This window comes from Falsiroseomonas sp. HW251, assembly GCF_050563545.1.
GTDB lineage: Bacteria > Pseudomonadota > Alphaproteobacteria > Acetobacterales > Acetobacteraceae > Falsiroseomonas.
In genome coordinates, this window is record NZ_JBNXUM010000004.1 from 247,789 (window position 1) to 273,430 (window position 25,642).

The following is a 25,642-nucleotide window of genomic DNA, read 5'->3' on the forward strand; positions in this document are numbered from 1 at the left end:
GCGGCCGCCATGAGCGGCCTGCGTGGCAGCCCGTTGCCGGACTGGCCGCCCCCCGGAGAGACAGAGGCTGCGATGTGGACCACGCCGCCGACGACTGCGCCCTTCGATCTGGCCGATGAGTGGCGCCGCGACGCCGCGACGCCGCGCCACCGGCTAGCCAACCGGCTGCTCGCGGCCTGCATCGTCCTGCCCCTCGGCCTTGCCGGCGTCGCCTGGGTGGGCTGGCGGGATGCCTGGCAGGAGGCGGAGCAGCAGGTCGCCCGCTCCGCCGAAGCGGTGGCGGAATACGGGCAGCGCATGCTCGATGCCCGGGATGCCGAGATCCGCGCCGCCCAGGCCGAATGGCACAAGGCGCGCGGGCGCGACGCGGCGGACACGCCATCGGCCGACCGCGAGGATTCCGTCACCCTCGCCGGCACGGCGGAACCGCGCGCCGGGGTCGGCGGGCCGCACGCCGCGCGGCCGGACGCCGGACCGTCATTGCCGCTCGGCCCGCCCCCCACCGCCACCGGCAATGCGCATCGGCCGCCGGGCGCCTCCGGCAGGCCGGTCAGCCTCTCCGTCGAGCCGGCGCGGGCGGCCCAGGGCCTGGCCCGCCTCGTCCCCGGCCCGGCCGACACCGCAGGGCTATGGCAGCTGGACGGCGGGATCCTGGCGCAGAGCCAGGGCCCGGCGGAGGCGCCGGCCGCTGCGTCCGGCTTCCTCCAGGCCATCGCCGGAACGCCGCCGCGCGCGGTCTTTCGCGCCATCGCGGCGCAGGATGGCGAGGAGCACCTGCTTGCCGTGCACCGGATCGAGGGCTGGCCGGTCTATGCCGTGGTCGGCCGCCCGCGCTCGGCGATCGCGGCGGCGTGGCGGCGTCGGACCGTCAGCCAGCTCGCCATCGGCCTGCCCGCCACGGCCGCGCTGCTGCTGCTGGCCGGCGCGGTGCGCCACCGCGAAACCGCGATGCTCGCCGCCAATCGCGGGCTCGAGGCCGACGTCTCGCTCCACGCCGCCGCGCTGGCCGAGAACGAGGCGATGCTGAACGGCGCGCTGGAGGCGGGCCGGGTCTTCGCGACGGACTACGACGCCGCGCGGGACCTCGTCACCGTCTCCGCCAGCGCGGCCGGCATCCTCGGCCTGCCCGAGGCCGCGGCGGGATGGCTGGGCGGAAAGGCCTTCCGCGCCCGCATCCACCCCGACGACGCCCGGCACCTCTTTCGCGCGCTGGGCGCGCTGACGCCGGAGGAGCCGGACTACGACGTCGTCTTCCGCTTCCGCGGCGGCCACGGCGAGCTCTGGCTGGAAGCGATCGGCCGCGCCGAGTTCTCGCGCGACCGGCAGCGGGCGCGGCTCAAGGGCCTGACCCGCGACGTCACGGCGGAGCTGACCGCCGCGCGGGCGAAGCGCGAGATCGAGCTGCGCCTGCGCGCCGCCACCGAGGGTGCGGGCATCGGCACCTACGAGATCGACCTGGTGCATGCCCGCGCCTGGTTCGACGTCCAGGCCGCGGCCAGCGCCGGCCTGCCCGCCGAGACGTGGCTGCCCCTCTACGGGCCGCACCGGGCGCGGCTGGATGCCGCGATCCACCCCGACGACCGCGCCGCCTTCGAGGCCGCGTGGAAGGCGGTGGTGGAGGGCCGCGCCGCGCATTGGTCGCTCGAGACGCGGCGCGCCGACCCCGCCTGCGGCTGGCGCTGGGACTGGCACCACGGCGCCGCCCAGGATCCGGACCCCGTGACGGGCCGGCCGCGCCGCGTCGTCGGCGTCATCCGCGACGTGACGGCGAACCGCCGGCTGGAGGCGGAGCTGCGACAGGCGCAGAAGATGCAGGCGCTCGGCGAGCTCGCCGGCGGCATCGCGCACGACTTCAACAACATCCTCCAGGCGGTCTCCGGCACCGCGACGCTGGCCGAGCGCGACGCCGCCGACCCCGAAGCGGTCCGTCGGCGCATGCAGGCGCTGGGGGGCGCGGTGGCGCGCGGCGCGGCGATCACCCACCGCCTGCTCGCCTTCGCCCGCCGCGACGCGCCGAAGGTCGAGCCGCTCGATCCCGGCGCGCTGCTGCAGGGCGCAGCGGAGATCCTGGCGCCGGCGCTCGGCGCGCGGATCCCGGTCGCGGTGGAGGCCGCGCCCGGCCTGCCCGCCCTGCTCGGCGATCCCGCGCAGCTGCAGACCGCGCTGATCAACCTCGCCACCAATGCGCGCGACGCCATGCCGACGGGCGGGCGGCTGACGCTCTCCGCGACGGCCGAGGCGCTTCCCGCGGGCGGCGGCCCCGCCGCCCTCCGGCCCGGGCGCTACATCCGCGTCTCGGTCGCCGACACCGGGACGGGGATGGACGAGGCGACGCTGGCGCGGGTGACCGAGCCCTTCTTCACCACCAAGCCGCTGGGCAAGGGCACCGGCCTCGGCCTGTCCATGGCCAAGAGCATGGCGGAAGGCGCGGGCGGCGGCCTCTCGATTGACAGCGCGCCCGGGCGCGGCACCACCGTCTCGCTGTGGCTGCCGGAGGCCGAGGCCGGCAGGGCCGCCATCGCTGGCCCCTTCCGCGCGCTGGGCGCCGACCCCCGCACGGGCACGCGGCTGCTGCTGGTGGAGGACGACCCGCTGCTGCGCGAGACCATGGCGGAGCAGCTTCGCGAACGCGGCATCGAGGTGATCGAGGCCGGCGACGCCGCCGCGGCGCTCGTCCTTCTGGCGGAGGCGGACGCGGTGGATGCGCTGGTCACCGACCTCGGCATGCCGGGGCTGGACGGCGTCGCGCTGATCGCCGCCGCGCGGCGGCAGCGGCCGGGCCTGCCCGCGGTGCTGCTGACCGGCGAGACCGGCAGCGATGAGACGCTGCTGCGCGGCTGCCAGGCGGGCGGCCCCGCCTCGCTGCTGCACAAGCCCGCGGCCTGCGAGGCGCTGGTGGCGCAGATCGACGGGCTGCTGCCCTCGGCGGCCTGACCCCGGCACGGGCTGGACCCGTATCGGGCGACTGTCAGCCCGATACGGGTCCAGCTTTCCTTGGCCCGGCGATTCACGGCCTGGGCGTGCCCACCTTCGGTGAGCACGCCCAGGCCGATCGCGGGCTAGCCGGAGGGACCGGCCGACAGTCATCGAGAGTCGCCATATTCTCGCCGCAATACGAGAAACGCGCCGGCCGAGTTCTTCGCAGAACAGTTCCGAACGCTACCAAATACATCGACAATCCAGTGCAACGACCTTGAATTGCAGTTGTCGCAGCAAGTCGCAGCAGGCTGGAACGACCGATACTTCGCCTGGTTTTGCTTGCGGCACCTTACGAAAATAAGGGGTTGCCAAGCCGGCTTTCTCACGTTTTGTTGCGGACCATGACGGCGACCCTTACCAGACGCGGGCTCCTGCCCGCCGTCCTGGCGCTGGCCTGCGTGACGCAGTCCCGTGCCGAGGCATCCCCCGACCACCAGCGCGGCATCGCCGCGGTCTACGACGCCAGGCGCTTCACCGGGCGGCGCATGGCCAACGGCGTCCCCTTCCACCCCGAGCACCCGGTCGCGGCCCACCGCACCCTGCCGCTTGGCACCATGGCCGACGTGACCAACCTGCGCACCGGCCAGACCACGCGGGTCACCATCTCCGACCGCGGGCCCTTCACCCCGGGCCGCATCCTCGACCTCTCGCCGCGCGCCGCGCGCGAGATCGGCATGAATGGCGGCCTGGCCCAGGTAGAGCTCCGCCCCGTGGACCTCTACGCCCTCCACCAGCCGCGCTGAGCGCCGGCGGCGCGCGACGCCGCCGCCGGCCAGTCAGCCCTACAGCTTCCCCCGCACGCTCCAGAGTTCGGGGAAGAAGCGCTTGTCCAGCACGCCGCGGAGATAGGACACGCCAGCACTGCCGCCCGTCCCGACCCGCCCGCCGATCACCCGCTCCACCGTGGACAGGTGCCGGAACCGCCAGGTCTGGAAGGCGTCCTCGAGGTCCACCAGCTCCTCCGCGAGCTCGTAGAGGTCGAACCAGCGCCCGGCGTCGCGATAGACCTCGGCCCAGGCGGCCTCAACGCCAGGGTCGGGCGCATAGGGCTGCGTCAGGTCGCGCGTCAGCACCGAGGCCGGCACCGGCAGCCCGCGCTTCGCCAGCAGCCGCAGCGCCTCGTCATAGATCGAGGGCGAGCGAAACGCCGCCTCCAGCACCCCGTGGATCTCCGGCCGGTGGCGGTGCGGCTTGAGATAGAGCGCCTCCCGCGCGCCCATCCGGATCTCCAGCAGCCGGTACTGCCAGGACTGGAAGCCCGAGGAACTGCCGAGCGAATCGCGGAAGGCGAGGTAGTCGTGCGGCGTCATGGTGGTCAGCACCTCCCACGCCTCGACCATCTGCTTCTGGATGCGGCTGACGCGCGCCGTCGCCTTGAAGGCGGGGCCGAGCTCGTCGGCGCGGATGCGCCCCATCGCGAAGTCCAGCTCCTGCAGGATGAGCTTCATCCAGAGCTCCTGCACCTGGTGGATGGTGATGAAGAGCAGCTCGTCATGCTGCCCCGACAGCGGCTTCTGCGCCGAGAGCAGCGCGTCGAGGCCGAGGTAGTCGCCGTAGCTCATGCGCCGCGAGAAGTCGGTGACGACGTCGTCCGCGCCAGCGGGCCTGTCCTCCTGCGTCCGTTCCTCGGCCATCGCGAAGCCTCCTGCGCCTTCTGCCTATCTAGGCGGCCGGCACGCTTCCGCCCATATCGCGGCCATGCTGGACCTCCGCCCGCATTTCTCCCGCTTCCTCGGCGCCGAGCCGTCCCGGCTGCATCTCGCCGCGCACAGCCATCACCCCTGGCCGGACGCGACCCGCGACGCGCAGCTGCGCGCCTGGGAGGACGCGGCGCGGCTGCAGGACGGCAAGTGGGGCACGGTGCTCGGCCCGGTGCTGCAGGGGCTGCGCGCGAAGGTCGCGCGGCAGCTCTGCCTGCCCGACCCGTCCACGCTGGTCTTCGCGCCCAACACGCATGAATTCGTGCTGCGCATCCTGTCCGCCCTGCCCGCGCATCGCCCGCCGCGCGTGCTGACCACGGATGCCGAGTTCCACTCCCTGACGCGCCAGCTCGCCCGGCTCGAGGAGGAAGGGCTGGTCCAGGTCGTCCGCGTGCCGACGCAGCCGCATCGCACCTGCCTCGACCGCCTGGCCGAGGCCGCGCGCGGCGGCTTCGACCTGGTCTGGGCCAGTGAGGTCTTCTTCTCCTCGGGCTTCGCGCTGGACCGCCTGGAGACGCTGGCCGAGGCGGCGGGCGAGGCCGTGCTGGTGATCGACGGCTACCACGCCTTCATGGCGCGGCCGGTGGACCTGTCCGCCGTCGCGGCGCGCGCCTTCTATGTCGCGGGCGGCTACAAATACGCGATGGGCGGCGAGGGCTGCTGCTTCCTGCATTGCCCGCCTGGCTGGATCGGCCGCCCGCGCAGCACCGGCTGGTACGCCGCCTTCGGCGCGCTGGCGGGACGGCAGGACGAGGTCGGCTACGCCGCCGATGGCTGGCGCTTCATGGGCGCGACCTTCGATCCCTCGGGCCTCTACCGGCTGGACGCCGCGCTCGGCTGGTTCGAGGGCCGGGGCCTGACCACTGCGATGGTGCGCGACCACGCCCATGCGCTGCAGGCGCGCTTCGTCGCCGGACTCGGCGCGGATAGTGCTTCGGGGGTCGACGGCACGGGGCTCGATGCGTCGTCGCTGGTCGTGCCGCTGGAGGAGCCGCGCCGCGGCAACTTCCTGACCTTCGAGCTGCCCGACGCCGGCGCCTGGCAGGAGCGGCTCGCGCGCGCCGCCATCGTGACCGATCACCGCGGGACGCGGCTCCGCTTCGGTTTCGGCATCTACCACACCGCGGAGGAGGTGGACGCGCTGCTCGAGCGCATCAGGGGCATGGCGCTTTAGCCCGACCCCGCCCCCCTTTTGCCCTCCCCCGCAGTTGCGGCGGAGGGTGGGGAGGGGGCATGTGGTCCCCATGACCCCCCCTCCCCTCGCCCTCACCATGGGCGAGCCCGCCGGCATCGGCCCGGAAATCACGCTCGCCGCCTGGCGCGCCGTTCGCGCCGCCGGCCCCGCCTTTTTCCTGATCGCCGACCCGTCGCTGCTGCCCGGCGCGCCGCTCGCTGTCATCGACGTCCCGGAGCAGGCGGCCGCGGCGTTCCCCGACGCGCTGCCGGTCCTGCCGCTGCCGCTGGCCGTGCCTGCCGTCCCGGGCCGGCCCGATCCCCGCAACGCGCAGCCTGTGATCGCCGCGATCGAGCGCGCCGTCGCGCTGGCGAAGGCGGGCCGCGCCGCCGCCGTCGTCACGAACCCCATCCAGAAATCCGTGCTCACCGCCGCGGGGTTCCCGCATCCCGGCCACACCGAGTTCCTCGGCGAACTGGCCGGCGCCGGCGTGCTGCCCGTCATGATGCTGGCCTGCCCCGGGCTGCGCGTGGTGCCCGTGACGATCCACATGTCCCTCAGGCGCGCCGCGGCCGATCTCACGACCGAGGCCATCGTCACCCAGGGCCGCGTCGTCGCCGCCGCGCTGAGGCGCGACTTCGGGATCGCCGCGCCGCGCCTGGTCGTCGCCGGGCTCAACCCGCATGCCGGCGAGGACGGCACGATGGGCCGCGAGGACATCGAGGTCGTGGCGCCGGCCGTGGCCGCCTTGCGCGCCGAGGGCCTCGCCGTCCGCGGCCCGCTGCCCGCCGACACCCTGTTCACGCCGCGCGCGCGCGCCGGCTATGACTGCGCGCTCTGCATGTATCACGACCAGGCGCTGATCCCCGTGAAGACGCTCGACATGGATGGCGGCGTGAACGTGACGCTCGGGCTTTCCATCATCCGCACCAGCCCCGACCACGGCACCGCGCTCGACATCGCGGGCAAGGGGCTCGCAGACCCGGGCAGCCTGATCGCGGCGCTGCGCATGGCCGGCGAGATGGCGAAGGCGCGCGCGAAGGACCGCATGTGATGAGGCTGTCTGTCAACATCGACCACGTCGCGACGATCCGGAACGCGCGGGGCGGCACGCATCCCGATCCCCTCGCCGCCGCCCTCGCGGTGCTGGAGGCCGGCGCCGACGGCATCACCATGCACCTGCGCGAGGACCGCCGGCACGTCCGCGACAGCGACGTCGAGCGCGTGCGCGCCACGATCGCCGCGCCGCTCAACTTCGAGATGGCCGCGACCGAGGAGATGGTCGCGATCGCCGAGCGCCTGCGCCCCGCGGATTGCTGCATCGTGCCGGAGAAGCGCGCGGAACTCACAACCGAAGGCGGCCTCGACCTGCTGCGCGCCGATCCCTTCCTGCCCGAGGCGGTGAAGCGCCTGGCCGGCGCCGGCATCCGCGTCTCCATCTTCGTCGAGGCCGATCCCGCCCAGATCGAGGCCGCCGCGCGGCTCGGCGCGCAGGCGATCGAGCTGCACACCGGCGCCTATGCCGACGCCGCGCCCGCCGACCGCCCTGCCCATCTGGCGAAGCTGCGCGCCGGCGCGGAGGCCGCGGCCGCCGCCGGCCTCGCCTGCCACGCCGGCCACGGGCTCGGCTACGACACGATCGAGGACGTCGCGCGCATCGGACCAATCTCGGAAGTCTCGATCGGCCACTTCCTGGTCGGCCAGGCGATCTTCGAGGGCCTGCCGGGCGCGGTGCGCCGGATGAAGGCGCTGATCGCGGGGGTGCGGGGGTAGCGTCGGCGGCCCGGGGAGGGTCCGGGAGGGGCAGCGCCCCTCCCGACGGCCACCAGCGCTACCCCGTCACCACTCTCGCGAGCGGCACCGCCATCTCGCACACCAGCCCGTCGGGTTCCCAGCGGCGCGTGACGCGGCCGCCGAGCTGGTCGCGGATCGTCGCCTCGATCACCCGCGACCCGAAGCCGCGCCGGCGCGGCGGGCCGTCCGGCGCCGGGCCGCCCTGCTCCGCCCAGCGCAGCCGCAGCATTCCCGCCTCGGGGTCGCGTTCCCAGGTCAGCGACAACCGGCCCTCCGGCACCGACAGCGCGCCGTACTTCGCCGCATTGGTCGCGAGCTCATGCAGCGCGAGCGAGAGCGGCTGTACCGCGGGCGCCGCGATGCGCAGCGCCGGGCCGCCGATCTCCGCGCGCGGATGGCCCTCGCGCGCGGCGCCGTCGGGCGTGAAGGCGGCCAGCGCGCCCTCCGCGAGATCGCGCAGTTCAGCCCCGGTCCAGGCGGCATCCGACAGCAGCACCTGCGCCCGCGCCAGAGCCGCGACGCGGCCTTCCACTGCGCGCGCGAAGGCCGCGGGGTCGTCGCGCGGCGCGAGCCGCACCGCCGCCTGTACCACGGCGAGCGCGTTCTTCGCGCGGTGGTCCACCTCGCGCGCCAGCAGCCGCAGCCGCTCCTCCGCGTTGCGGCGGGAGGAGACGTCGAAGACCACACCGGCCGCCCGCGCGGGTTCGCCCGCCGCGTCGCGTTCGGCCCGGCCGCGCGCGGCGAGCCACCGCTCCGTCCCATCCGCGGCCGGGACGCGGGTGCGGAATTCCGCCTCGTAGGGCTCATCGGCGGCCAGCGAGCGCCGGAAGGCCGCCTCCACCCGGACGCGGTCGGCGGGATGCAGCAGCGCCTGCCAGTCGGTGACGGTGGGATCGGCCGTGGTGCCGAAGAGCTGCCGCGCCTCCGGCGAGAGCCTGCCGCGGCCGGTGATGAGGTCGAGCTCCCAGATCCCGACCTGCGCGCCGGAGGTCGCGAGCCGCAGCCGCACCTCGCTGTCCGCCAGCGCCGCGGTACGCTCCGCCACCCGCACCTCGAGCCGCTCGTTCGCCTCGGCCAGCGCCTTCTGGTCGCGGCGCACCACCATCGCCAGGCCAAGCAGCGCAAGCGTCGCCGGCACGCCGATGGCGAGCTGCGCCATCACCGCCTTCAGCCAGTCCGCGATGATCGTATCGCGCGCGCGGCCGGCCTGCGCATAGGCCGGCCAGCCCTCGAGCCGGCGCATCACGGTGATGCGCCGCACGCCGTCGGCCCGCGAGGCGAATTCGAACACCTTGCGCGTCACGCCCTCGGCCGCGGCGGTGACGAAGGTGGAATCCGCGGGCAGGCGCATCGGACCGGTCTGGCCGAGGCTGCGGGCCAGCAGCTCCCCGTCGTTGCGCACCAGCGCGAGCACGTCGCCTTCCCGCGCCGCGAGCCGGCGCAGCCCCTCCGCGATGCGGTTGGGATAGACCGAGAGGTTGACCAGCCCGTCGAACTCGCCGGGGGCGACGTCGGTGTTGCCGGTCCGCGTGCGCCGCCGGCTGACCGCGAAGAACAGCGCATTGTCGAGCCGGCCGACGCTCACGGTGCTGACATGCACCGGCAGTGCGTCGCCGGCCCGCAGCGCCAGGAAGAAGTCGCGATCGGCGACGACCGGGGTGTCCGACGGCACGGGGTGGATGTTGGCGCTCAGCAGCGGGCGGCCGCGGCGGTCGATGACGAAGGACGCCTCGGCCTGAGGCAGTTCCCCGACCAGGGCACGCAGCTCGGCATGCAGATCTTCCCCGCGGGCGCGGATCTCGTCGTCCGACAGGCCGCGGAGGATCGCGTCCACGCGGCCGGCGGCAACCGCATGCGCGCTCAGCACGCGCTCGCCGTATTCGGCGGCGGCGTCGGCGACGTGCTCGAGATCCACGATCGCCGCCCGCCAGGCCTGCCGCCAGGCCGAGACGGCGCCGGCCGCCATCAGCAGCAGCGGCAGCGCGACCAGCGCGCCGAGCACGAGCGGCCAGAACCGGTCCGTCGGCACGCGGTAGGTGGGGCGCGGCGAGGCGGCGCCGAACCTGACGCCGATCGTGCCGCGCGGCGGCATGTGCATCGAAGTCAGGCATCCCCGCGAGACCCGCAGATTAGCCTCATCGCGTAAGGGTTGCATCACCGGCCAGTTCCCGTTCGCGTGATCGGCGCGCTTTGACGTGAGGCGCGCGGCTTCGCTCCGGGCGTGACAGCCTGCGGTCGCGGCGGGCCGACGACCTTACGGTCGCGGCGGGACGACGACCTACGGTCGCGGCGGACCTACGGTCGCGGCGGGCCGACGACCTTACGGTCGAGGAGGGCCGACGACCTGCGGTCGCGGCGGACCTACGGTCGCGGCGACGCGACGACCTTCGGCCTGCGGCCTACGGTCGCGCGGACTTCTCGATGTTCCACATCACGATGATCCCCGGCATCCCCAGCACGCCCTGCAACCGCGGGCTGTAGGCCACCGGCAGGAACCACTGGCCGAAGGGCAGGTAGGGCACGACGCGATAGGCGCTCTCGTGCAGCTCCGTCAGGATGCGCGTGCGCTCCTCCGCGCTGGCGGCATAAGGGAAGGCGTCGATCAGCGCCTGGTGGCGCTCGTCGCAGGGCCAGCCCGGCCAGGCGCGGTCGCAGCTTGCCTGCATCGGCACGTTGCCCACGGGATCCGACGCGCCGAGGCCGTTCCAGAAGGTCAGCCCGAAATCCCAGCCGCCTTCGGCCGGCGGACGGCGGTTCGCGCGGCGCGTGCCCATGGTCGCGAAATCCATGGCCTGCACGTCCACGCGCATCCCGGCCTGCTGCAGCTGCTGCGCCAGCACCAGCGTCGCGGCATGCATGAAGGGATTGTCGGTGGGGTCCATGATGACGATGGGGCGGCCGTCATAGCCGCTCTCGCGGATCAGCTGGCGCGCGCGGTCCATGTTGCGGCCGATCCCCTCCGGCACGCCGGCATTCGTCTCCTGCGGGGAGCCGCAGACGAAGAAGGCGTGGCAGACGCGGTAAAGGTCGGGGTCGGGGAACATGGCCTGCAGGTAGTCGTTCTGGTCGGCGAGGTAGATCAGCGCCTGGCGCGCGCGGGGATCGCTGAAGGGCGGGTGCAGGTGATTCATGCGGATCATGCCCTGGAAGCCCAGCGTGTTGATCCGCTCGATCCGGATGCCCCGCCGGCGGAGCTGCGGCAGGAAATCCACGCCCGGCGTCTCCACGAAGTCCACCTCGCCCTGCATCAGCGCCAGCGCCGCGGTCTGCGCATTGGCGATGTTCAGCCACTCCACCCGGTCCACCAGCACGCGCTTGCCGCCCGCGGTGCCGGAGGCCGGCTCGCCGCGCGGGCGATACGCCTCGTTCCGGCGATAGGCCACGCGGCTGCCGGGGATCCAGCCTGCGCGGTCGAAGACGAAGGGCCCGCTGCCCGTGGCGTCCTGGATGTTCTGGAAGGGATCGGTCGCGGCGATGCGCGCCGGCATGATCGCCGGCATGTTGCCCGCGGGCTTGGACAGCGCGTCGAGCATCAGCGCGTAGGGCCGGCGCAGCGTCCAGGTCACGTTGCGCCCGTCGGGCTCGAGCGAGACCGTGATCCCCGCGATCTGCCGCCCGTGCGGGTCGCGCGCGGCCCAGCGCCGCAGCGACGCCACGACATCCTCGCCCGTCACCGGCGCGCCGTCGTGGAAGGCGAGCCCCTCGCGCAGCGTGAAGCGCCAGACCAGGCCGTCGGGCGAGGTCGAGAAGCCCTCGACCATCTGGGGCTGCGGGCGCTGCTGCGCGTCGCGGCCGAAGAGCTGGTCGTAGACCATGTGGGCGTGGGACTGCACGACCCCCGCGGTGGTGTTGATGGGATCGAGCGTCTGCAGGTCGGCGTTCGGCACGACGCGAAGGATGCGGCTCTCCGGCACCTGCGCCATCGCGCTTCCCGCGCCGAGCGCCAGCGCGGCGACGAGGGTCGCGATCCTGTTCATCTGTTCTCTCCCGGTTATTCCAGCTTCGCGCCCGCCGGCACGGCCATGCCGCGCTGCACCGCCGGACGCCCACCCACCTCGGCGAACCATCGCGCGAGATGCGGATGGTCGTCGAGCGACATCGCCGCCCAGCCATGCTTCGCGACCCAGGGGTATGCCGCGATATCCGCGATGGAATAGTCGCCCGCGAGGTGGCGGCGGTCCTTCAGCCGCCCGTCCAGCAGACGGTACACCCGCGCGACCAGCGCGACGCTGTGCGCCCGCGCCGCTTCCGGCTTCTCCGGCGCGAGCTCCGTCCAGTGATGCGCCTGGCCCGTGAAGGGGCCGAGCGAGGTCATCGCCACCATGAACCAGGCCAGCACCTCGGCCCGCGCCGCCGGGTCGCGCGGCAGGAAGCGGTGATGCGCCTCGGCCAGGTGCAGCAGGATCGCCCCGCTCTCGAACAGCACGAGCTCGTCGAGCTGCAGGATCGGGACCTTGCCATAGGGATTGAGCGCCAGGATCTCCGGCGCGAACTGCTCGCCGGCGCGGATGTTCACGCCATGCGCGTGATACGCCAGGCCCAGCTCCTCCAGCATGATGGAGACGCGCTGCGAGTTGGGCGTGGCCCAGCCATGGAAGACGATCATCCCGCGACCTCGTCGGCGTTCAAGCCCGCGCCGCCAGCGCGGCGTTGCGCATCAGCCGCAGGAAATTCCCGCTCCAGAGCAGCCCGATCTCGCGCGCGCTGTAGCCGCGGCGCAGAAGCTCCGCCGTCAGCGCCTTGCTGCGCGCGGCGTCGGGCCAGTCCGACAGCCAGCCCCCGCCGTCGAAATCCGACGACATCCCGACATGCTCGATGCCGATCCGCCGCACGGCGTGGTCCACATGGTCCATGTAGTCCGCGACGGAGGCCGGCGGGTTGTTCACCCCCTCCCTCCCCTTCTTCAGGAAGCCCGAGACCGCGGTGATCTGCACCAGCCCCGCCACGTCCTTGATCGCGTCGAGCTGTTCGTCGTCGAGGTTGCGCGGATGGTCGCAGAGCGCCCGGCAGCACGCATGCGTCGCCACGACCGGCGTGCGGGAAGCCGCGGCCGCCTGCAGCATCGCGTCGCGCGACGCGTGGGAGACATCCACCAGCAGCCCGACCCGGTTCATCTCCGCAATCGCCGCGCGGCCCAGCGCGGACAGCCCGCCATGCCGCATCTCCGCGTCGCCGAGGTCCTGCCTCGGGATCGCGCTGTCCGCCAGCAGGTTGTGCCCGTTATGCGTCAGCGTGACATAGGTCGCGCCGAGCGACTTCCACAGCGCCAGGCGCGACAGGTCCTCGCCCATGGCGTAGCCGTTCTCCACCGCGCAGACCACGCCGAGATGGCCCTTCGCCTTCGCCGCCTCGAGCGACGCCGCGTCGGCGCAGAAGTCGCGATCGCCGCCGGCGGTGCCGCGGATGTGGCGCAGCATCGCTTCGGCCCGCGCCGCGGCCTCGGCATGGCCCGCCTCGTTCAGCGGCCCCTGCGGGAGATAGGCGATGAAGATCACCGCGTTCAGCCCGCCGCGGCGCATCTTCTGGAAGTCCACGCGGCGCTGCGTCTCGCCCTCGGGGTTGGGCGTGTTGGGCCAGGGGATGTCCACATGGGTGTCGAGGGTCAGCGTCGCCGCATGGATCGCCGCGGCCTCCCGGTCCTGCATGTCAGAGCATCCCTCCAGCGGCGGAAAGGCTGGGACGCGGCCGGCGCAGCGTCAACCGCCGCAGCCGCCGCGCTCGCGCGCTTCTGGGTTGCGCAACGGCACCGCCGCGCGACACCCTCCCCCGAGACTCAGGAGGCAGGCATGCACGACCACCCGATCGCCGAACTCCTCCACCACCGCGACCCCGTCACCCTGCCGCCCGAGGCGAGCGTGCAGGACGCCTGCCGGCTGATGTGCCGGCACCGCGTCGGCTGCGTGCTGGTGGTGGACCACCATGAACGCTTGGTCGGCATCTTCACCGGGCGCGACGCGGTGGAGCGGATCGGCGCCGAATGCCTCGACCCCGCGAAGACGCACCTGTCGGCCGTGATGACCCGCCACCCCCATACCCTGGCGCCGGAAGCCGGCGCGCTGGAAGCGCTGCGCCTGATGCAGGATGGCGGCTTCCGCCATGTCCCCCTGTTGCGGGACGGGCTGGTCGTGGGCGTGGTCTCGCGCGGGGATTTCCGGGCCCAGCAGCACGCTCGTCTCAACGAGGAGACGGGCCTCTGGGAGACGATGCGCTGATCCCAAATAAAATGGCGGGATTATTGAAAATCGGTTAACCCGCGACTTGTATCCCTCCTCCAGCGTCCCCATCCGTACCGGGGGTGCGGGTCTCGCGGCCTCGTGCACTGGCGGCCGGCCAGCGTCTCGGAAGGGCGATCGGATAGGGAGGTCATGGAATGCCGGATAGCGTGGCGCAGCGGGGTGACGAGCGGGAACGCGTGCTGGCGGCGGCGGCGGAATTCGCCGATGGCGGCCTGGCCGAGCGGATGCGGCTGGACGCCGCGGCGCGGGTGGTCGTGACGGCCCGGCGCCTGCTGGGCGTGGCGCCGCGCGAAGCCGCGACCGGCGCCTCCGCGGCCCCGGTGCTGCGCGTCGCGCGCGCCTGGGATCCGGCAGCATTGACCGCCGCCGAGCATGTCGAGCACCTCGCGCCGGCCGAGCTTGATGCCTTCCTCGCCGCCGCCCCGCGCTGGGCGGCCAACCTGCGCGACGCCACCCGGGCGGACACACGCCGGGCGGCCTGAGCGCCCCGCTTCCGTCACCGAACCAGGGAGCAGCCACGGTTGCGGTGGCGCGTCCCGCCCCGGGCTCCTATCCTGTCGCCAACCGATGGAGGGAGGCGCCGGCACGCGCCTTGCCGGCGACAGGATGATGGAAGGATCGGTCGCAACGCGGGCAGCTGCCGAGCCGGGTGAACGGCGAGGCATCGTCGCCTCCGCGGCCTATGCCGGCGGGCAGCGCATCAAGGACATCGCGCTGGACGAGGCCGGAGACTGGGCGCACCGGAGCGGCCATTTCGTCTGGATCGGCCTGCACGCGCCCGACCCTTCCGATCTCGAGGAGGTCCGCCGCCAGTTCGACCTCCATCCGCTGGCGATCGAGGATGCCGGCAAGGCGCACCAGCAGCCCAAGCTCGAACGCTACGGCGAGACGCTCTTCATCGTCGCGCGCACCGCGCAGATCGTGGACGGCCACATCGCCTTCGGCGAGACGCATCTCTTCATCGGCCGCGGCTTCCTCGTCTCGGTCCGCCACGGCGCCTCGGCTTCCTACACGCCGGTCCGGCTGCGCTACGAATCCTGCCCGACCCAGCTCGCCCGCGGCGAGACCTATGTCCTGCATGGCGTGCTCGACTTCATCGTGGACAACTACATGCCCGTCATCGCCCGCATCCATGAGGAGGTGGAGGCGATCGAGGACAAGGTGCTCGCCGCCGGCCTGATGCGCGCGGACATCGAGCGGCTGTACGAGCTGCGCCGCGACCTGCTGAAGCTCCGCAACGCCGTGGTGCCGCTGGTCGAGGTCTGCCGCCGACTCGAGCACCCCGAGGTGCTGGAGGTGGACGAGGCGATGCGCCTGCTGTTCCGCGACGTGACCGACCATGTCCGGCGGGTGCAGGAGGACATCACCTCCCTGCGGGAGGTGCTGGCCTTCGCCTTCGAGGCGAGCCTGCTGATCGGCCAGGCCGAGCAGACCGTGACGACGCGGCGGCTGGCGGCCTGGGCCGCGATCCTCGCCGTGCCGACGGCGATCGCGGGCATCTACGGCATGAACTTCGACAACATGCCGGAGCTGCGCTGGGCCCAGGGCTATTTCCTGGTGCTCGGCGTCATCATCGCGGCCTGCGGCACGCTCTACGTGAAGTTCCGCCGGCTGGGCTGGCTATAGGCGCGGCGCGGCGAAGAAAAAGCCCTCTCCACCCGCAGGGGGGAGAGGGCCCTTTGGTCCCCTCACCGCTTCGCCGCCTGGATCGCCATCCACACCCGCTCCGGCGTCGCGGGCATGTCGATGTGCTGGATGCCGAGCGGCTTCAGCGCGTCCACCACGGCATTCATCACCGCCGGCAGCGACCCCGCGCAGCCCGCCTCGCCGCAGCCCTTGGCGCCGAGCGGGTTGGTCGTGCAGGGCACGGAATGGCTGCCGGTCTCGATGTCCGGCAGGTCGCCGGCGCGCGGCAGGGCGTAGTCCATGTAGCTGCCGGACAGCAGCTGCCCGTCCTCGCTGAACACCACGCGCTCCAGCAGCGCCTGGCCTACCCCCTGCGCGATACCGCCATGCGCCTGGCCCGCCACCATCAGCGGGTTCACCTGCACACCGAAATCGTTGACGGCCCAATAGCGGTCCACGCGCGTGATGCCGGTCTCGGGGTCCACCTCGACCTCGCAGACATGGCAGCCATTGGGATAGGCGGACGGCGCCTGGTCGAAGACATGCGTCACGTCGAGCGTCGCCGGCACGTCGGCCGGCCTGTCCGGCGCGCTTCGCAGCTTCGCCGCGAGCTCCATGATGCCGATGCCGCGGTCGGTGCCGGCGATGACGAAGCGCCCGGTGAAGGCGTCGCCGCCATGCGCGTCGAACTCGATGTCGCCGACGGCGGCCTCCAGCGCCCAGGCCGCGGCGAGACGGCCCTTCTCGATCACCTTCTCGCTGGCTTCGACGATCGCAGCACCCGAGGCCATGATGGACTTCGACCCGCCGGTCCCGCCGCCGGCGACGAGCTCGTCGGAATCGCCCTGCAGCAGCCGCACCTTCTCGAACGGCACGCCGAGCGACTGGTGCAGCACCTGGGCGAAGGGGCTCCAGTGGCCCTGCCCGTAGTCCAGCGTGCCGGTGATGATCGTCACCGTCCCGTCCGCCTCGAAGCGGATGCCGCCCTGTTCCTTGGTCGGCGGTGCCGTCACCTCCAGGAAGTTGCCGATCCCCCGGCCCCGCAGCAGGCCCTTCGCCTTGCTCGCCGCGACGCGCGCGGCATAGCCGCCGGGATCGGAAAACTCGATGGTTTCCTCGATCAGCGCCGCGAAATCGCCGCTGTCATAGACGCTGCCCGAGGCCGCATTGAACGGGAAGGCATCGGGGCGGATATGGTTGAGCTTGCGCAGCGCGACGGGGTCCTTGCCCATCTCGGCCGCGGCCTGCTCGATCAGCCGCTCCATGAAGTAGTTGCCCTCGGGTCGTCCCGCGCCGCGATAGGCGGAGATCGGCACGGTGTTGGTCACCAGCGTCTTCGTCCGCACCTCGATCGCGGGGGTCGCGTAGTTCGACTGCACGTTCTTGAAGAAATTCGCCGTGCCCATCATCGGCGACACCGCCGACAGCCAGGCCCCCACATTCGCGTAGCTCGTCAGCCGCACCGCGAGGAAGCGACCGTCGGCGTCCAGCGCCAGTTCCGCCTCGACCTCGTGGTCGCGGCCATGCGCGTCGGACAGGAAGGATCCGCTGCGCTCGTCGGTCCATTTCACGGGTCGGCCGAGCGCCTTCGCGGCGTGCAGCACGCAGCCATATTCGGGATAGAGCCCGGCCTTCATGCCGAAGCTGCCGCCGACATTGCCGGTCAGGATGCGCACATCCTTCGCATCCACCTTCAGATGCGTCGCCAGCGCATGGCGCAGGCCGTGCACGCCCTGGCAGCCCACGCGCAGCACGTAGCGCCCGTCCTCGATCGTGCCGATCGCGCTGCGCGGCTCCATCGCGGCCACGACGATGCGATTGTTCGTCAGGCTGAGCTTCGTGACATGCGCGGCCCTGGCGAAGGCCTCCGCCACCTTCGCGCCGTCGCCCGCGGCGAAGTCCAGCACGACGTTGCCCGGGATGTAGTCGTAGAGAAGCGGCGCGCCCGGCGCCGCGGCCGCCGGCGCGTCCAGCACGGCGTCCAGCGGCTCGATATCGAGCTCGACGGCCTCGGCCGCGTCCTTCGCCTGGTCGCGGGTCTCGGCGACGACGAAGGCGACGGGGTCGCCGACATGGCGGACCTTGTCATGGGCGAGCGGCAGGCGCCTGGTCGTGACCAGGGGCGAGCCGTCCGCGTTCTTCAGCGGCAGGCCACAGGTCATCGGCTCGAAATCCGGCAGGTCGGCCGCGGTATAGACGCCGAGCACGCCGGGCATCGCCTTCGCGGCCTCCGTGCCGATGCCCCTGATGATGCCGTGCGCATAGGGGCTGCGCACCATCACGGCCCAGACCTGGCCGGGCAGGGAGATGTCGTCGGTGTAGCGGCCGCGGCCGGTCAGCAGGATCGGGTCCTCGCTGCGCGGCACGGGCTGGCCGACGCCGAACTTCAGGCGCGTGGGATCGAAGGGCAGGTTGGTGTCGGGCATTGCGTCGTCCTGGACTTCCCCCTCCCCCGCGGTTGCGGGGGAGGGCTGGGGAGGGGGCCTTGTCGGAACCCCTATACCCTAGTCGCCCCTCCCGCTTTGCCAACCACCCCGCCTCATTCCGCGACTGGCGCGGGTGATCCCGGCCCAGGCTTCCGGTCCGGGCCGAGGCAGGGGCGCGGGGGATGCCGGGGCCGGTCAGGGCGCGGGCTCCGCAATGTGGAAGTCGGGCGCGGCCGGATCCACGAAGGCCGTCTGCAGCGTCAGCACCGCGCAGCCGCCGCGGCTCTCATGCGGGCCGTGCACCGTCCCCACGGGATGGGTCACGAAGGAGCCCGGCCCGAGCACGACGCCGGCATTGATGAAGTCGCCTTCCAGCACGTAATGCGCCTCGGCGCCGTCGCGGTGGAAATGGGCGGGGATGCGCGCGCCCGGCGCGATGCGGATGATGGTCGTGACCAGCCCCCGCGCGGCGTCCACGTTGATCAGCGTCGCGGTGATGCCGCCCGGCGTCGCGCCGGGGATCGCGAAGGGGACCTCGGGCGCCGTCCCGTCCAGGACGACGAGGGAAGGCGGGGTGTCGCTCATGCAGCTTCTCCAGGGGTCGGAGGCCCCGATCTGGCCTCCCCCGCGGCCGGCTTCTTGAACGATCCTGCGGCGGATCAGCGCCGCAGCGCGCCGGGCGTGAGCCCGGTGGCGCGGCGCACCTCCCGCGTCATGTGCGCCTGGTAGGCGAAGCCGACCTCGAGCGCGATCTCCGCCAGGCTGCGGCCCGGCTGCCGCAGCGCATCGAGCGCGCGCGCCAGGCGCAGCGACGCCGCCCAGCCATGCGGCGGCACGCCGGTGCGGGCGCGGAAGGCGCGGGCGAAAATGCGCGGGGCTGAGCCCGATGGCGGCGGAGAGGTCCGCCACGCCCAGGCCGGTCGGGGCGTCGGCCATGATCGCGGTGACGACGCGCAGCCGCCGCTCGTCGAGCGGGCGGTCGCGGCCGGCGGCAGGCGGCGCGCCCGCCAGCCGTTCCAGCACCCGCAGCGCCACCCCGTCCGCCAGCAGCGGCCGCGCGCCCGGCGCGGCCTCCGCCAGCAGTCGGCCGGCGGCGGCAGCGAGGTGCCAGTCCGTGAGGTGCGGTTGCGGCGCCCGCCCGGCCGGGTCGAGGCAGAGCACCACGGTCTCGGCCGGACCCGACCAGCGCCAGCGCACCGGCGCCCCGCGCGGCACCAGCACGGCATCGCCGGGCCGGAAGGTCACCATCGCGGCGCGGCCGTCGATCTCCTGCCACATGCGGCTTTCGCGCCGGTGGACGATCAGCACGTCCGGGGGAAGGCGATCGGCGCGCCCTCCCGGCCGCCCGGCGTCACGCGATGCTCGAGATGCAGCAGCGACCAGCCGAGATCAGCGCTGTCGCGCGTGACGTCCGCATCGCGGAAGGCGCGCGTGGAGAGGAGCGCCGCCCCCCAACCCCTACGCCTTGAGCCAGGCGGCGTGGTCGGCCGCCGCCTCGACCGGGCCGAATCGCGGCCGCCAGCCGAAATCCGCGGCCCGCGCCACCGCCATCACGCCCCGCGACCGGCTCTCGTTCCAGCGGATTGTCGGGGTTTCCCCCGCCCCGGCGTGGCGCCAGGCGAAACCCGGGAAGGCTGCGGCGAAGGCGTCCAGGCACGCTCCGTAATGCGGCGCCCAGTCCATCCCGCTGGCGAGGTTCACGACCCGGTGCGGCGGCGCCTCCGCATCCAGCAGCGCCAGCAGCCCCGCCGCGAGGTCCCGCACATAGACCCAGTCATAGGAGGGCAGCGGCGCCGGCGGGATCACCGCGGTTTCGCCGCGGCGCGCGGCCTCCGCGATGCCGAGGAACAGGCTGAGCGTGTCCCGCAGCCCGGTATCCCGCTCCCACGGGCCGAAGGTCGCGCCGATCCGCGCCGCGACCGCATCCAGCCCCCACAGCCCCGCCAGCCGCAGCCCCGCCCGCTCCACCGCGTATTTCGTGACGCCATAGAGGCTCATTGGCACCGGCGGCGTCGTCGCCTCATCGAGCACCGGATGCGCATAGGCGCTCTCGCCATAGACCGCCGCGGAGGAGGGCAGGACGACGCGCCGCACCGTCCCGGCATCGCGCGCGGCTTCCAGCGTGGCCAGCACGCCCTTGAGGTTCACGTCCAGGATGCGCTGGGCGTCGCGCGCCTCGCGCTCCGGCCCGGCGGTGATGGCGGCGAAGGGAAGGACGCCGCGGATGCGCTGCGCGCGGAAGACCTCGCGCAGCGTCGCGGCGTCCGTCACGTCGCCCTGGATCACCGTCAGCCTGCCCGGCAGCCGTGCGAAGAGCGCCGGCGCGGGATCTGGCAGCGCGGCCTCCTGGCCAAAGACCACGACGTGCTCGCCGCGGGCCAGCAGCGCCTCCGTGACGTTGAGGCCGACGAAGCCGGCGCCGCCGGTGACGAGGATCGCGTCCATCCGCCCTGGATATCGCGCGCGTGCCGGTGCAGGAAGCCGCCGATGTCCCGCATCGCCATCATCGGCGCCGGCCCCGCCGGCCTTGCCGCCGCCGAGACCCTGGCGCGCGCCGGCCGCCCCGTGACCGTCTTCGACGCCATGCCCTCGGTCGGGCGGAAATTCCTGATGGCCGGCCGCGGCGGGCTGAACCTCACGCATGCCGAGCCGCTGGACGCCTTCCTGTCGCGCTACCGCCCGAACGAGCCGCGCCTGCTCGACGCCATCCGCGCCTTCCCGCCCGAGGCGCTGATCGCCTGGTGCGAGGGCCTCGGCATCGAGACCTTCGTGGGCTCGTCGGGCCGCGTCTTCCCTAGATCCCTGAAGGCCTCCCCGCTGCTGCGCGCCTGGCTGGCTCGCCTGGCATCGCTCGGCGTCGAGATCAGGACGCGGCACCAGCTTCTTTACCTGCACGGGCAGGAGCGCCGCCTCGTCCTCGCGACGCCGACCGGCAAGCAGGCCGTCGAAGCCCCTGCCCTGCTTCTCGCCTGCGGCGGCGCCTCCTGGCCGCGGCTCGGCTCGGACGGCGCCTGGACAGGGCTGCTGCCCGACCTCGCCGTCACGCCCTTCGCCCCGTCGAATGCCGGCATCCTCATCCCGTGGACGCCACACCTCGCCGCTCATGCCGGCACGCCGCTCAAGCGCATCGCGATCAGCCACGCCGGCGTCACGATCCGCGGCGAGGCGATGCTCACCGCCACCGGCCTCGAGGGCGGCGCCATCTATGCGCTGTCGAGCGCTGTGCGCGACGCCATCGCGCGCGACGGGGCGGCGCACCTGACCCTCGACCTGCGCCCCGACATGACGCCCGATGCCGTCCGCGCAAGGCTCGCGCAGCGCGGCCGCGGCGAGACCGTCTCCACCACGCTCCGCAAGGCGCTGAACCTGCCGCCCGTCGCGATCGCGCTGGTCCAGGAAGCCCGCCATGCCGGCGCGACGGAAGACCTCGCGACCCTGGTGACAGCCCTACCGCTGACGACGCGCGCCATGGCCGGCCTGTCGCGCGCCATCTCATCGGCCGGCGGCCTCGCCTGGTCCGAGCTCGACGCGCATTTCATGCTGCACCGCCACCCCGGAATCTTCGCCGCCGGCGAGATGCTGGACTGGGAAGCGCCGACCGGCGGCTATCTCCTGCAGGCCTGCCTCGCGACCGGCATCGCCGCCGCCCGCGGCATCCTCGCCACGCGCTGATCAACAGCCGGGGAGCGCCGCCACCGTCGCAACCGTCTCGCGCTCACCCACCGATGGAGGGGGCGCGCCATGACCGCACAGATCCGCGTCTTCCGCGACGCTTGGGCCGGCAGCACGGACGGGACCTTGCCAGGCTTGGTGGACGGCATCGCGACGGAGGTGCCGAAGGCCAGCTACGAGCCACCGTCCGACACGCCCTACCGCACGGCGGAAGATGTCTTCACCACAGCCGCGAATCTCGACCGGCTCTGGATCGAAAGCCTGATCCCGCGCCAGGCCCAACCGCCCGTGCCGCTCGGCATCGCGGCACTGGGCACCGGCGGCTTCGTCGTGCTCGCCGGGCCGCCCGGCCCCGACAACCCTCTGCTGTCGATCGAACTGCCGCTGCTCGGCGGCCGGTCGGACCTGCTCGCCCGCATCCCGATCTTCCCGGGCACCGGCGGCATGGAGGACGCGTCGCATCTCTACGACCTGCATCTGCCCGACGCCGACTGGGGCGCCCTCGCCTCGCTCGAGCTGCGGCTCGATCTGGGGATTGAGGAATACGCGCTGCTGCTCGGCAACATCCCCGACCTGCGGATCAGGCTCGACGCCGGTCCCGCGGCGCAGGGCATCGTCGCGCCGCTCCGGCTCTATCTCGACAACGTGGAGTCCGGCGAGGTGGACGCGCGCGACAGCTTCCGCGGCGTGGATGTCCACCTGGCCCAGGCCAGCGATGGCGCGGGCCAGACGAGCTTCGCCGTGCTCGGCTCGGCGCAGGCGGACCGCGTGGTGCTGTCGCCCGGGACGAACGCCGCGCTGCCGCTCTCGACCGACGGCGCCGGCACGCTGGTCACCGCCGATCTCGGCGCCGGCGACGACGTCTTCGACGCCGGGACGAGCCTGGCCGCGACCGAGGTGGCGGGCGGCCCCGATGCCGGGCGCTTCTACGCCGGCACGCGGGTCGTCTCGCTCGGCTACGGCGACGGGCCGGTCTTCGCGCGGCTCTACGATCCCACCACGCCCGTCGCCAGCACGGCCGCCCTGCTGGCGGATTGGCTGGACGATGCCGCCGCCGCCGGCCTGGACGGCTTCCGGCTGAAGGCGACGGTCGGCGCCGGCACCAGGGCCGCGCAATCCTCGGTGGTGGACAGCCCGGACGACATCGCGACCGCGCAGTTCTTCTCTGGCGACGCCGCCGGTGCGCCGCGCGATCCCTTCCCCGAGCCGCTGCTCGGCATCAACCTCTTCTACGCGACCCAGTGGTACAACGGGCTTGGCGTCGTGCAGACGCCGGGGCCGTCGATCACCTACAGCCGCGACATCCGCAACCGCGAGATCGGCGAGTACCAGCTCTGGACGCCGGAGACCGGCCTGGTGCACGGCCACGACGTACTGGCGGTCCGCTTCGGCGCGGAGGTGATCGCCGCGCGCATCGACCTCTCCGCCTTCTTCAGCGACGAGCGCGGCCCGGGCCTCGGCGAGGTCGTGCGTATCGCGGTCTACGACCACGGGCACCGCCTGCTGCGCCGCGACTTCACGGCGGATGAGGATACCGGCGCGGCGGCGCAATTCCCCTTCTTCGCCGCGCCGATCAACCCCGGCACCGGGCATGTCACGCTCGACGCCGCCGCGCTCGGCATCGCGTCCTTCGACGAGATCCGCATCATCGGCTTCCAGCCGGACAAGGCATCCACGGATTCCAACGACATGCTGCTCGACGGCATCCGCCTGGTGCTGAAGGGCGAGGGCTACGGCGTGCTCGGCGGCGACGTGCTGCGCGCCGGCGCCGGGCCCGACCGCTTCATCCACGCGCCGGGCGACGGCGTCGACACGATCGAGCGCTTCACGCCAGGCCAGGACCAGCTTGTGCTGCAGGGCATCGCGCCGGATCGCGTGACACTGGAGGAAAGCGCCGCCGGCACCGCCGTGCGCTTCCTCGACGCCCCTGCGGAGCTGGTCTGGCTGCCCGGCGTGACCGGTCTGTCGGCGACGGCTGGTGCGGGCGACACGCTGATCGGATGAATCGCCGGCGGGAGAGGCGCGGCACCGCTGGCCAAGGCGCCGCGCTCCATCCGACACGGACGGAGGCGCGACATGGCAGCACAGATCCGCATCTTCCGCGACGCTTGGGGCGGCAGCACGGACGGCACGCTGCCGGGCGTGGTGGATGGCATTCCGACCGAGGTGCCGAAGGCATCCTACGAGCCGCCGCCCGGAGAACCCTTCCGCATGGAGGAAGAGGTCTTCACCACGGCAAACAGCCTGCAACACCTGTGGCTCGGCCCCTTCGTGCCCCCCATAAGCCCGCCGGTGCCGCTTGCCGTCTTCTGGCAGAACATGGGCTACGTGCTGCTTGGCGGCCCGCCCGGGCCGGACAACCCGCCGGTGGCGCTGGGCTTCCCGCTGGAGGGCTTCCCTTCCGCGCTGCTCGACCGCATCCCGGTCTACCCGCGCACCGGCGGCTTCGAGGACAGTTCGCATCTCTACGACCTGCACCTGCGCGACGCCGACCGTGGCGCCATCGCCTCGGTGGAACTGAGCTTCGACGGCGATGCCGGGGATTACGCGCTGCTGCTCGGCAACTTCCCGGATGTGCGGATCAGGACCGACAGCCCCGCCGGTGCACGCGAGGTCGTCGCGCCGCTGCGGCTCTACCTCGACAACACCCAGTCCGGGGAGGTGGATGCGCGCGGCAGCCTGCGCGGCGTGGACCTGCATCTCGCCCAGGCATCCGACGGCACCGGGCAGACGAGCTTCGCCGTGCTGGGCTCACCATTGCCGGACCGCGTTCTCCTTTCGCCTGGAACCAACACGGCAATGGGGTTGCAGACGGACGGCGCCGGCACGCTGGTCACGGCCGCGCTCGGCGCGGGCGACGACGTCTTCGACGCCGGCGCGAGCCTGGCCGCGACCGAGGTCGCGGGCGGGCCCGATGCGGGACGCTTCTACGCGGATGCGCGGGTCGTCTCGCTGGGCTACGGCGACGGGCCGGTCTTCAACCTCGGCCTGACGCCCACAACCACCGACGCCCTGCTCGCGGATTGGTTGGACGATGCGGCCGCCGCGGGTCTCACCGGCTTCCGGCTGAAGGCCACGATCGGCGCCGGCACCGCCGCCGCGCGATCCTCGGTTGTGGACAGCCCCGACGACATCGCGGGCGCCCAGTTCTTCTCCGGCAATGCCGCGGGCGCGCCGCGCGATCCCTACCCCGAGCCGCTGCTCGGCAGCACGTTCACCCCCTACGCGATCTCCTGGTTCAACGGCCTCGGCGTCGCGCAGGGGCCGGGCTTCGTCACCTACAGCCGCGACATCCGCAATCTCGAGATCGGCGAGTACCAGCTCTGGACGCCCGAGACCGGCTTGGTGCACGGCCACGACGTACTGGCCGTTCGCTTCGGGGCGGAGGCGATCGCCGCGCGCCTCGACCTCTCCGCCTTCTTCAGCGACGAGCGCGGCCCGGGCCTCGGCGAGGTCGTGCGCATCGCCATTTACGACCACGGCCACCGGCTTCTGCGGCGCGACTTCACCTCGGAGGACCCGACCGGCGCGGCGGCGCGGCTCGCCGACATCGGCGCGCCGATCAATGCCGGCACCGGCCATGTCACGCTGGATGCCGCCGCCCTCGGCATCAAGTCCTTCGACGAGATCCGCATCATCGGCTTCCAGCCGGACAAGACGTCCACCGATTCCAACGACATGCTGCTCGACGGCATCCGGCTAGTCCAGAAGGGCGACGGCTACGGCGTGCTCGGCGGCGACGTGCTGCGCGCCGGCGCGGGGCAGGACCGCTTCCTGCACGCACCCGGCGACGACGTCGACACGATCGAGCGATTCACGCCCGGCCAGGACCAGCTGGTGCTACAGGGCATCGCCCCCGACCGCGTGACGCTGGACGAGACCGCTGCCGGCACCTCCGTGCGCTTCCTCGACGCGCCCGCGGAGCTCGTCTGGATGCCCGGCGTCGCCGGCCTGTCGGCCACGGCCGCAGCCGGCGATACGCTGATCGGCTAGCCCGCGATCGGCCGGAATGTGCTCACCGAAGGTGGGCACGCC

At 73.0% G+C, this 25,642-nt stretch carries 20 protein-coding genes; 11 read left to right on the forward strand and 9 right to left on the reverse strand.

Features of this window, described 5'->3' with window-relative positions; genetic code table 11:
• The first annotated feature begins 9 nt into the window (after positions 1-9).
• Both ACLF3M_RS06640 and ACLF3M_RS06645 read left to right on the forward strand, forming a co-directional pair.
• Complete coding sequence (locus tag ACLF3M_RS06640) at positions 10-2,934, forward strand: ATP-binding protein (RefSeq protein WP_430656081.1); 2,925 nt, start codon at positions 10-12, stop codon at positions 2,932-2,934.
• A gap of 386 nt (positions 2,935-3,320) precedes the next feature.
• Positions 3,321-3,722 (forward strand): septal ring lytic transglycosylase RlpA family protein, encoded by a 402-nt coding sequence (locus ACLF3M_RS06645; RefSeq protein ID WP_430656082.1) that lies wholly within the window; start codon positions 3,321-3,323, stop codon positions 3,720-3,722.
• Between the two features lie 39 nt (positions 3,723-3,761).
• Here ACLF3M_RS06645 and ACLF3M_RS06650 read toward each other — a convergent pair whose 3' ends face one another.
• Positions 3,762-4,613 carry a tryptophan 2,3-dioxygenase gene (locus tag ACLF3M_RS06650; protein ID WP_430656083.1) on the reverse strand — a complete coding sequence of 284 codons (852 nt, stop codon included), beginning with the start codon at positions 4,611-4,613 and terminating at the stop codon, positions 3,762-3,764.
• A gap of 64 nt (positions 4,614-4,677) precedes the next feature.
• On the opposite strand from ACLF3M_RS06650, the gene ACLF3M_RS06655 reads away from it, so the two are divergent.
• The 3 genes from ACLF3M_RS06655 to ACLF3M_RS06665 all read left to right on the forward strand — a co-directional run bounded on the left by ACLF3M_RS06655 (position 4,678) and on the right by ACLF3M_RS06665 (position 7,626).
• Positions 4,678-5,853, forward strand: a complete 1,176-nt coding sequence (locus ACLF3M_RS06655; RefSeq protein ID WP_430656084.1) for an aminotransferase class V-fold PLP-dependent enzyme — start codon at positions 4,678-4,680, stop codon at positions 5,851-5,853.
• A gap of 70 nt (positions 5,854-5,923) precedes the next feature.
• Positions 5,924-6,907, forward strand: a complete 984-nt coding sequence (pdxA, locus tag ACLF3M_RS06660; protein WP_430656085.1) for a 4-hydroxythreonine-4-phosphate dehydrogenase PdxA — start codon at positions 5,924-5,926, stop codon at positions 6,905-6,907.
• Positions 6,907-7,626 (forward strand): pyridoxine 5'-phosphate synthase, encoded by a 720-nt coding sequence (locus ACLF3M_RS06665; protein ID WP_430656086.1) that lies wholly within the window; start codon positions 6,907-6,909, stop codon positions 7,624-7,626. The genes pdxA and ACLF3M_RS06665 overlap by 1 nt, the downstream gene beginning before the upstream one ends.
• A gap of 58 nt (positions 7,627-7,684) precedes the next feature.
• Here the strand turns inward: ACLF3M_RS06665 and ACLF3M_RS06670 are convergent, their stop codons facing one another.
• The 4 genes from ACLF3M_RS06670 to ACLF3M_RS06685 all read right to left on the reverse strand — a co-directional run bounded on the left by ACLF3M_RS06670 (position 7,685) and on the right by ACLF3M_RS06685 (position 13,292).
• A complete protein-coding gene (locus ACLF3M_RS06670) occupies positions 7,685-9,745 on the reverse strand; it encodes an HWE histidine kinase domain-containing protein (RefSeq protein WP_430656087.1) in 2,061 nt (686 codons plus the stop codon).
• A 301-nt stretch (positions 9,746-10,046) separates the two neighbouring features.
• The gene (locus tag ACLF3M_RS06675) at positions 10,047-11,624 is read right to left on the reverse strand and encodes an ABC transporter substrate-binding protein (RefSeq protein WP_430656088.1); all 1,578 of its coding nucleotides are present in this window, start codon (positions 11,622-11,624) and stop codon (positions 10,047-10,049) included.
• Between the two features lie 14 nt (positions 11,625-11,638).
• Positions 11,639-12,253, reverse strand: a complete 615-nt coding sequence (locus ACLF3M_RS06680) for a glutathione S-transferase family protein (protein WP_430656089.1) — start codon at positions 12,251-12,253, stop codon at positions 11,639-11,641.
• 19 nt (positions 12,254-12,272) lie between these two features.
• Complete coding sequence (locus ACLF3M_RS06685) at positions 12,273-13,292, reverse strand: dipeptidase (protein ID WP_430656090.1); 1,020 nt, start codon at positions 13,290-13,292, stop codon at positions 12,273-12,275.
• 141 nt (positions 13,293-13,433) lie between these two features.
• On the opposite strand from ACLF3M_RS06685, the gene ACLF3M_RS06690 reads away from it, so the two are divergent.
• The 3 genes from ACLF3M_RS06690 (at position 13,434) to ACLF3M_RS06700 (ending at position 15,509) form a co-directional block, all read left to right on the forward strand.
• Positions 13,434-13,859, forward strand: a complete 426-nt coding sequence (locus tag ACLF3M_RS06690; protein WP_430656091.1) for a CBS domain-containing protein — start codon at positions 13,434-13,436, stop codon at positions 13,857-13,859.
• Between the two features lie 158 nt (positions 13,860-14,017).
• The gene (locus ACLF3M_RS06695) at positions 14,018-14,365 is read left to right on the forward strand and encodes a hypothetical protein (RefSeq protein WP_430656092.1); all 348 of its coding nucleotides are present in this window, start codon (positions 14,018-14,020) and stop codon (positions 14,363-14,365) included.
• A gap of 85 nt (positions 14,366-14,450) precedes the next feature.
• Positions 14,451-15,509 carry a magnesium and cobalt transport protein CorA gene (locus ACLF3M_RS06700; RefSeq protein ID WP_430656093.1) on the forward strand — a complete coding sequence of 353 codons (1,059 nt, stop codon included), beginning with the start codon at positions 14,451-14,453 and terminating at the stop codon, positions 15,507-15,509.
• A gap of 62 nt (positions 15,510-15,571) precedes the next feature.
• On the opposite strand, the gene ACLF3M_RS06705 is transcribed toward ACLF3M_RS06700, so the two are convergent.
• The 4 genes from ACLF3M_RS06705 to ACLF3M_RS06720 all read right to left on the reverse strand — a co-directional run bounded on the left by ACLF3M_RS06705 (position 15,572) and on the right by ACLF3M_RS06720 (position 20,380).
• Entirely contained in the window at positions 15,572-17,935 is a 2,364-nt protein-coding gene (locus tag ACLF3M_RS06705; RefSeq protein ID WP_430656094.1) for a xanthine dehydrogenase family protein molybdopterin-binding subunit, read from the reverse strand.
• A 195-nt stretch (positions 17,936-18,130) separates the two neighbouring features.
• Entirely contained in the window at positions 18,131-18,520 is a 390-nt protein-coding gene (locus tag ACLF3M_RS06710) for a cupin domain-containing protein (RefSeq protein WP_430656095.1), read from the reverse strand.
• A 74-nt stretch (positions 18,521-18,594) separates the two neighbouring features.
• On the reverse strand, positions 18,595-19,161 hold the full coding sequence (locus ACLF3M_RS06715; RefSeq protein WP_430656096.1) for a helix-turn-helix domain-containing protein: 567 nt from the start codon (positions 19,159-19,161) through the stop codon (positions 18,595-18,597).
• A 232-nt stretch (positions 19,162-19,393) separates the two neighbouring features.
• Positions 19,394-20,380, reverse strand: coding sequence for an NAD-dependent epimerase/dehydratase family protein (locus ACLF3M_RS06720; RefSeq protein WP_430656097.1), 987 nt, complete (start codon positions 20,378-20,380; stop codon positions 19,394-19,396).
• 42 nt (positions 20,381-20,422) lie between these two features.
• Here ACLF3M_RS06720 and ACLF3M_RS06725 point away from each other — a divergent pair, with 42 nt between their 5' ends.
• The 3 genes from ACLF3M_RS06725 to ACLF3M_RS06735 all read left to right on the forward strand — a co-directional run bounded on the left by ACLF3M_RS06725 (position 20,423) and on the right by ACLF3M_RS06735 (position 25,600).
• Complete coding sequence (locus ACLF3M_RS06725; RefSeq protein WP_430656098.1) at positions 20,423-21,607, forward strand: TIGR03862 family flavoprotein; 1,185 nt, start codon at positions 20,423-20,425, stop codon at positions 21,605-21,607.
• 69 nt (positions 21,608-21,676) lie between these two features.
• Complete coding sequence (locus ACLF3M_RS06730; protein WP_430656099.1) at positions 21,677-23,611, forward strand: hypothetical protein; 1,935 nt, start codon at positions 21,677-21,679, stop codon at positions 23,609-23,611.
• A 72-nt stretch (positions 23,612-23,683) separates the two neighbouring features.
• Positions 23,684-25,600 carry a hypothetical protein gene (locus tag ACLF3M_RS06735; RefSeq protein ID WP_430656100.1) on the forward strand — a complete coding sequence of 639 codons (1,917 nt, stop codon included), beginning with the start codon at positions 23,684-23,686 and terminating at the stop codon, positions 25,598-25,600.
• The last annotated feature ends 42 nt before the right edge of the window (positions 25,601-25,642 follow it).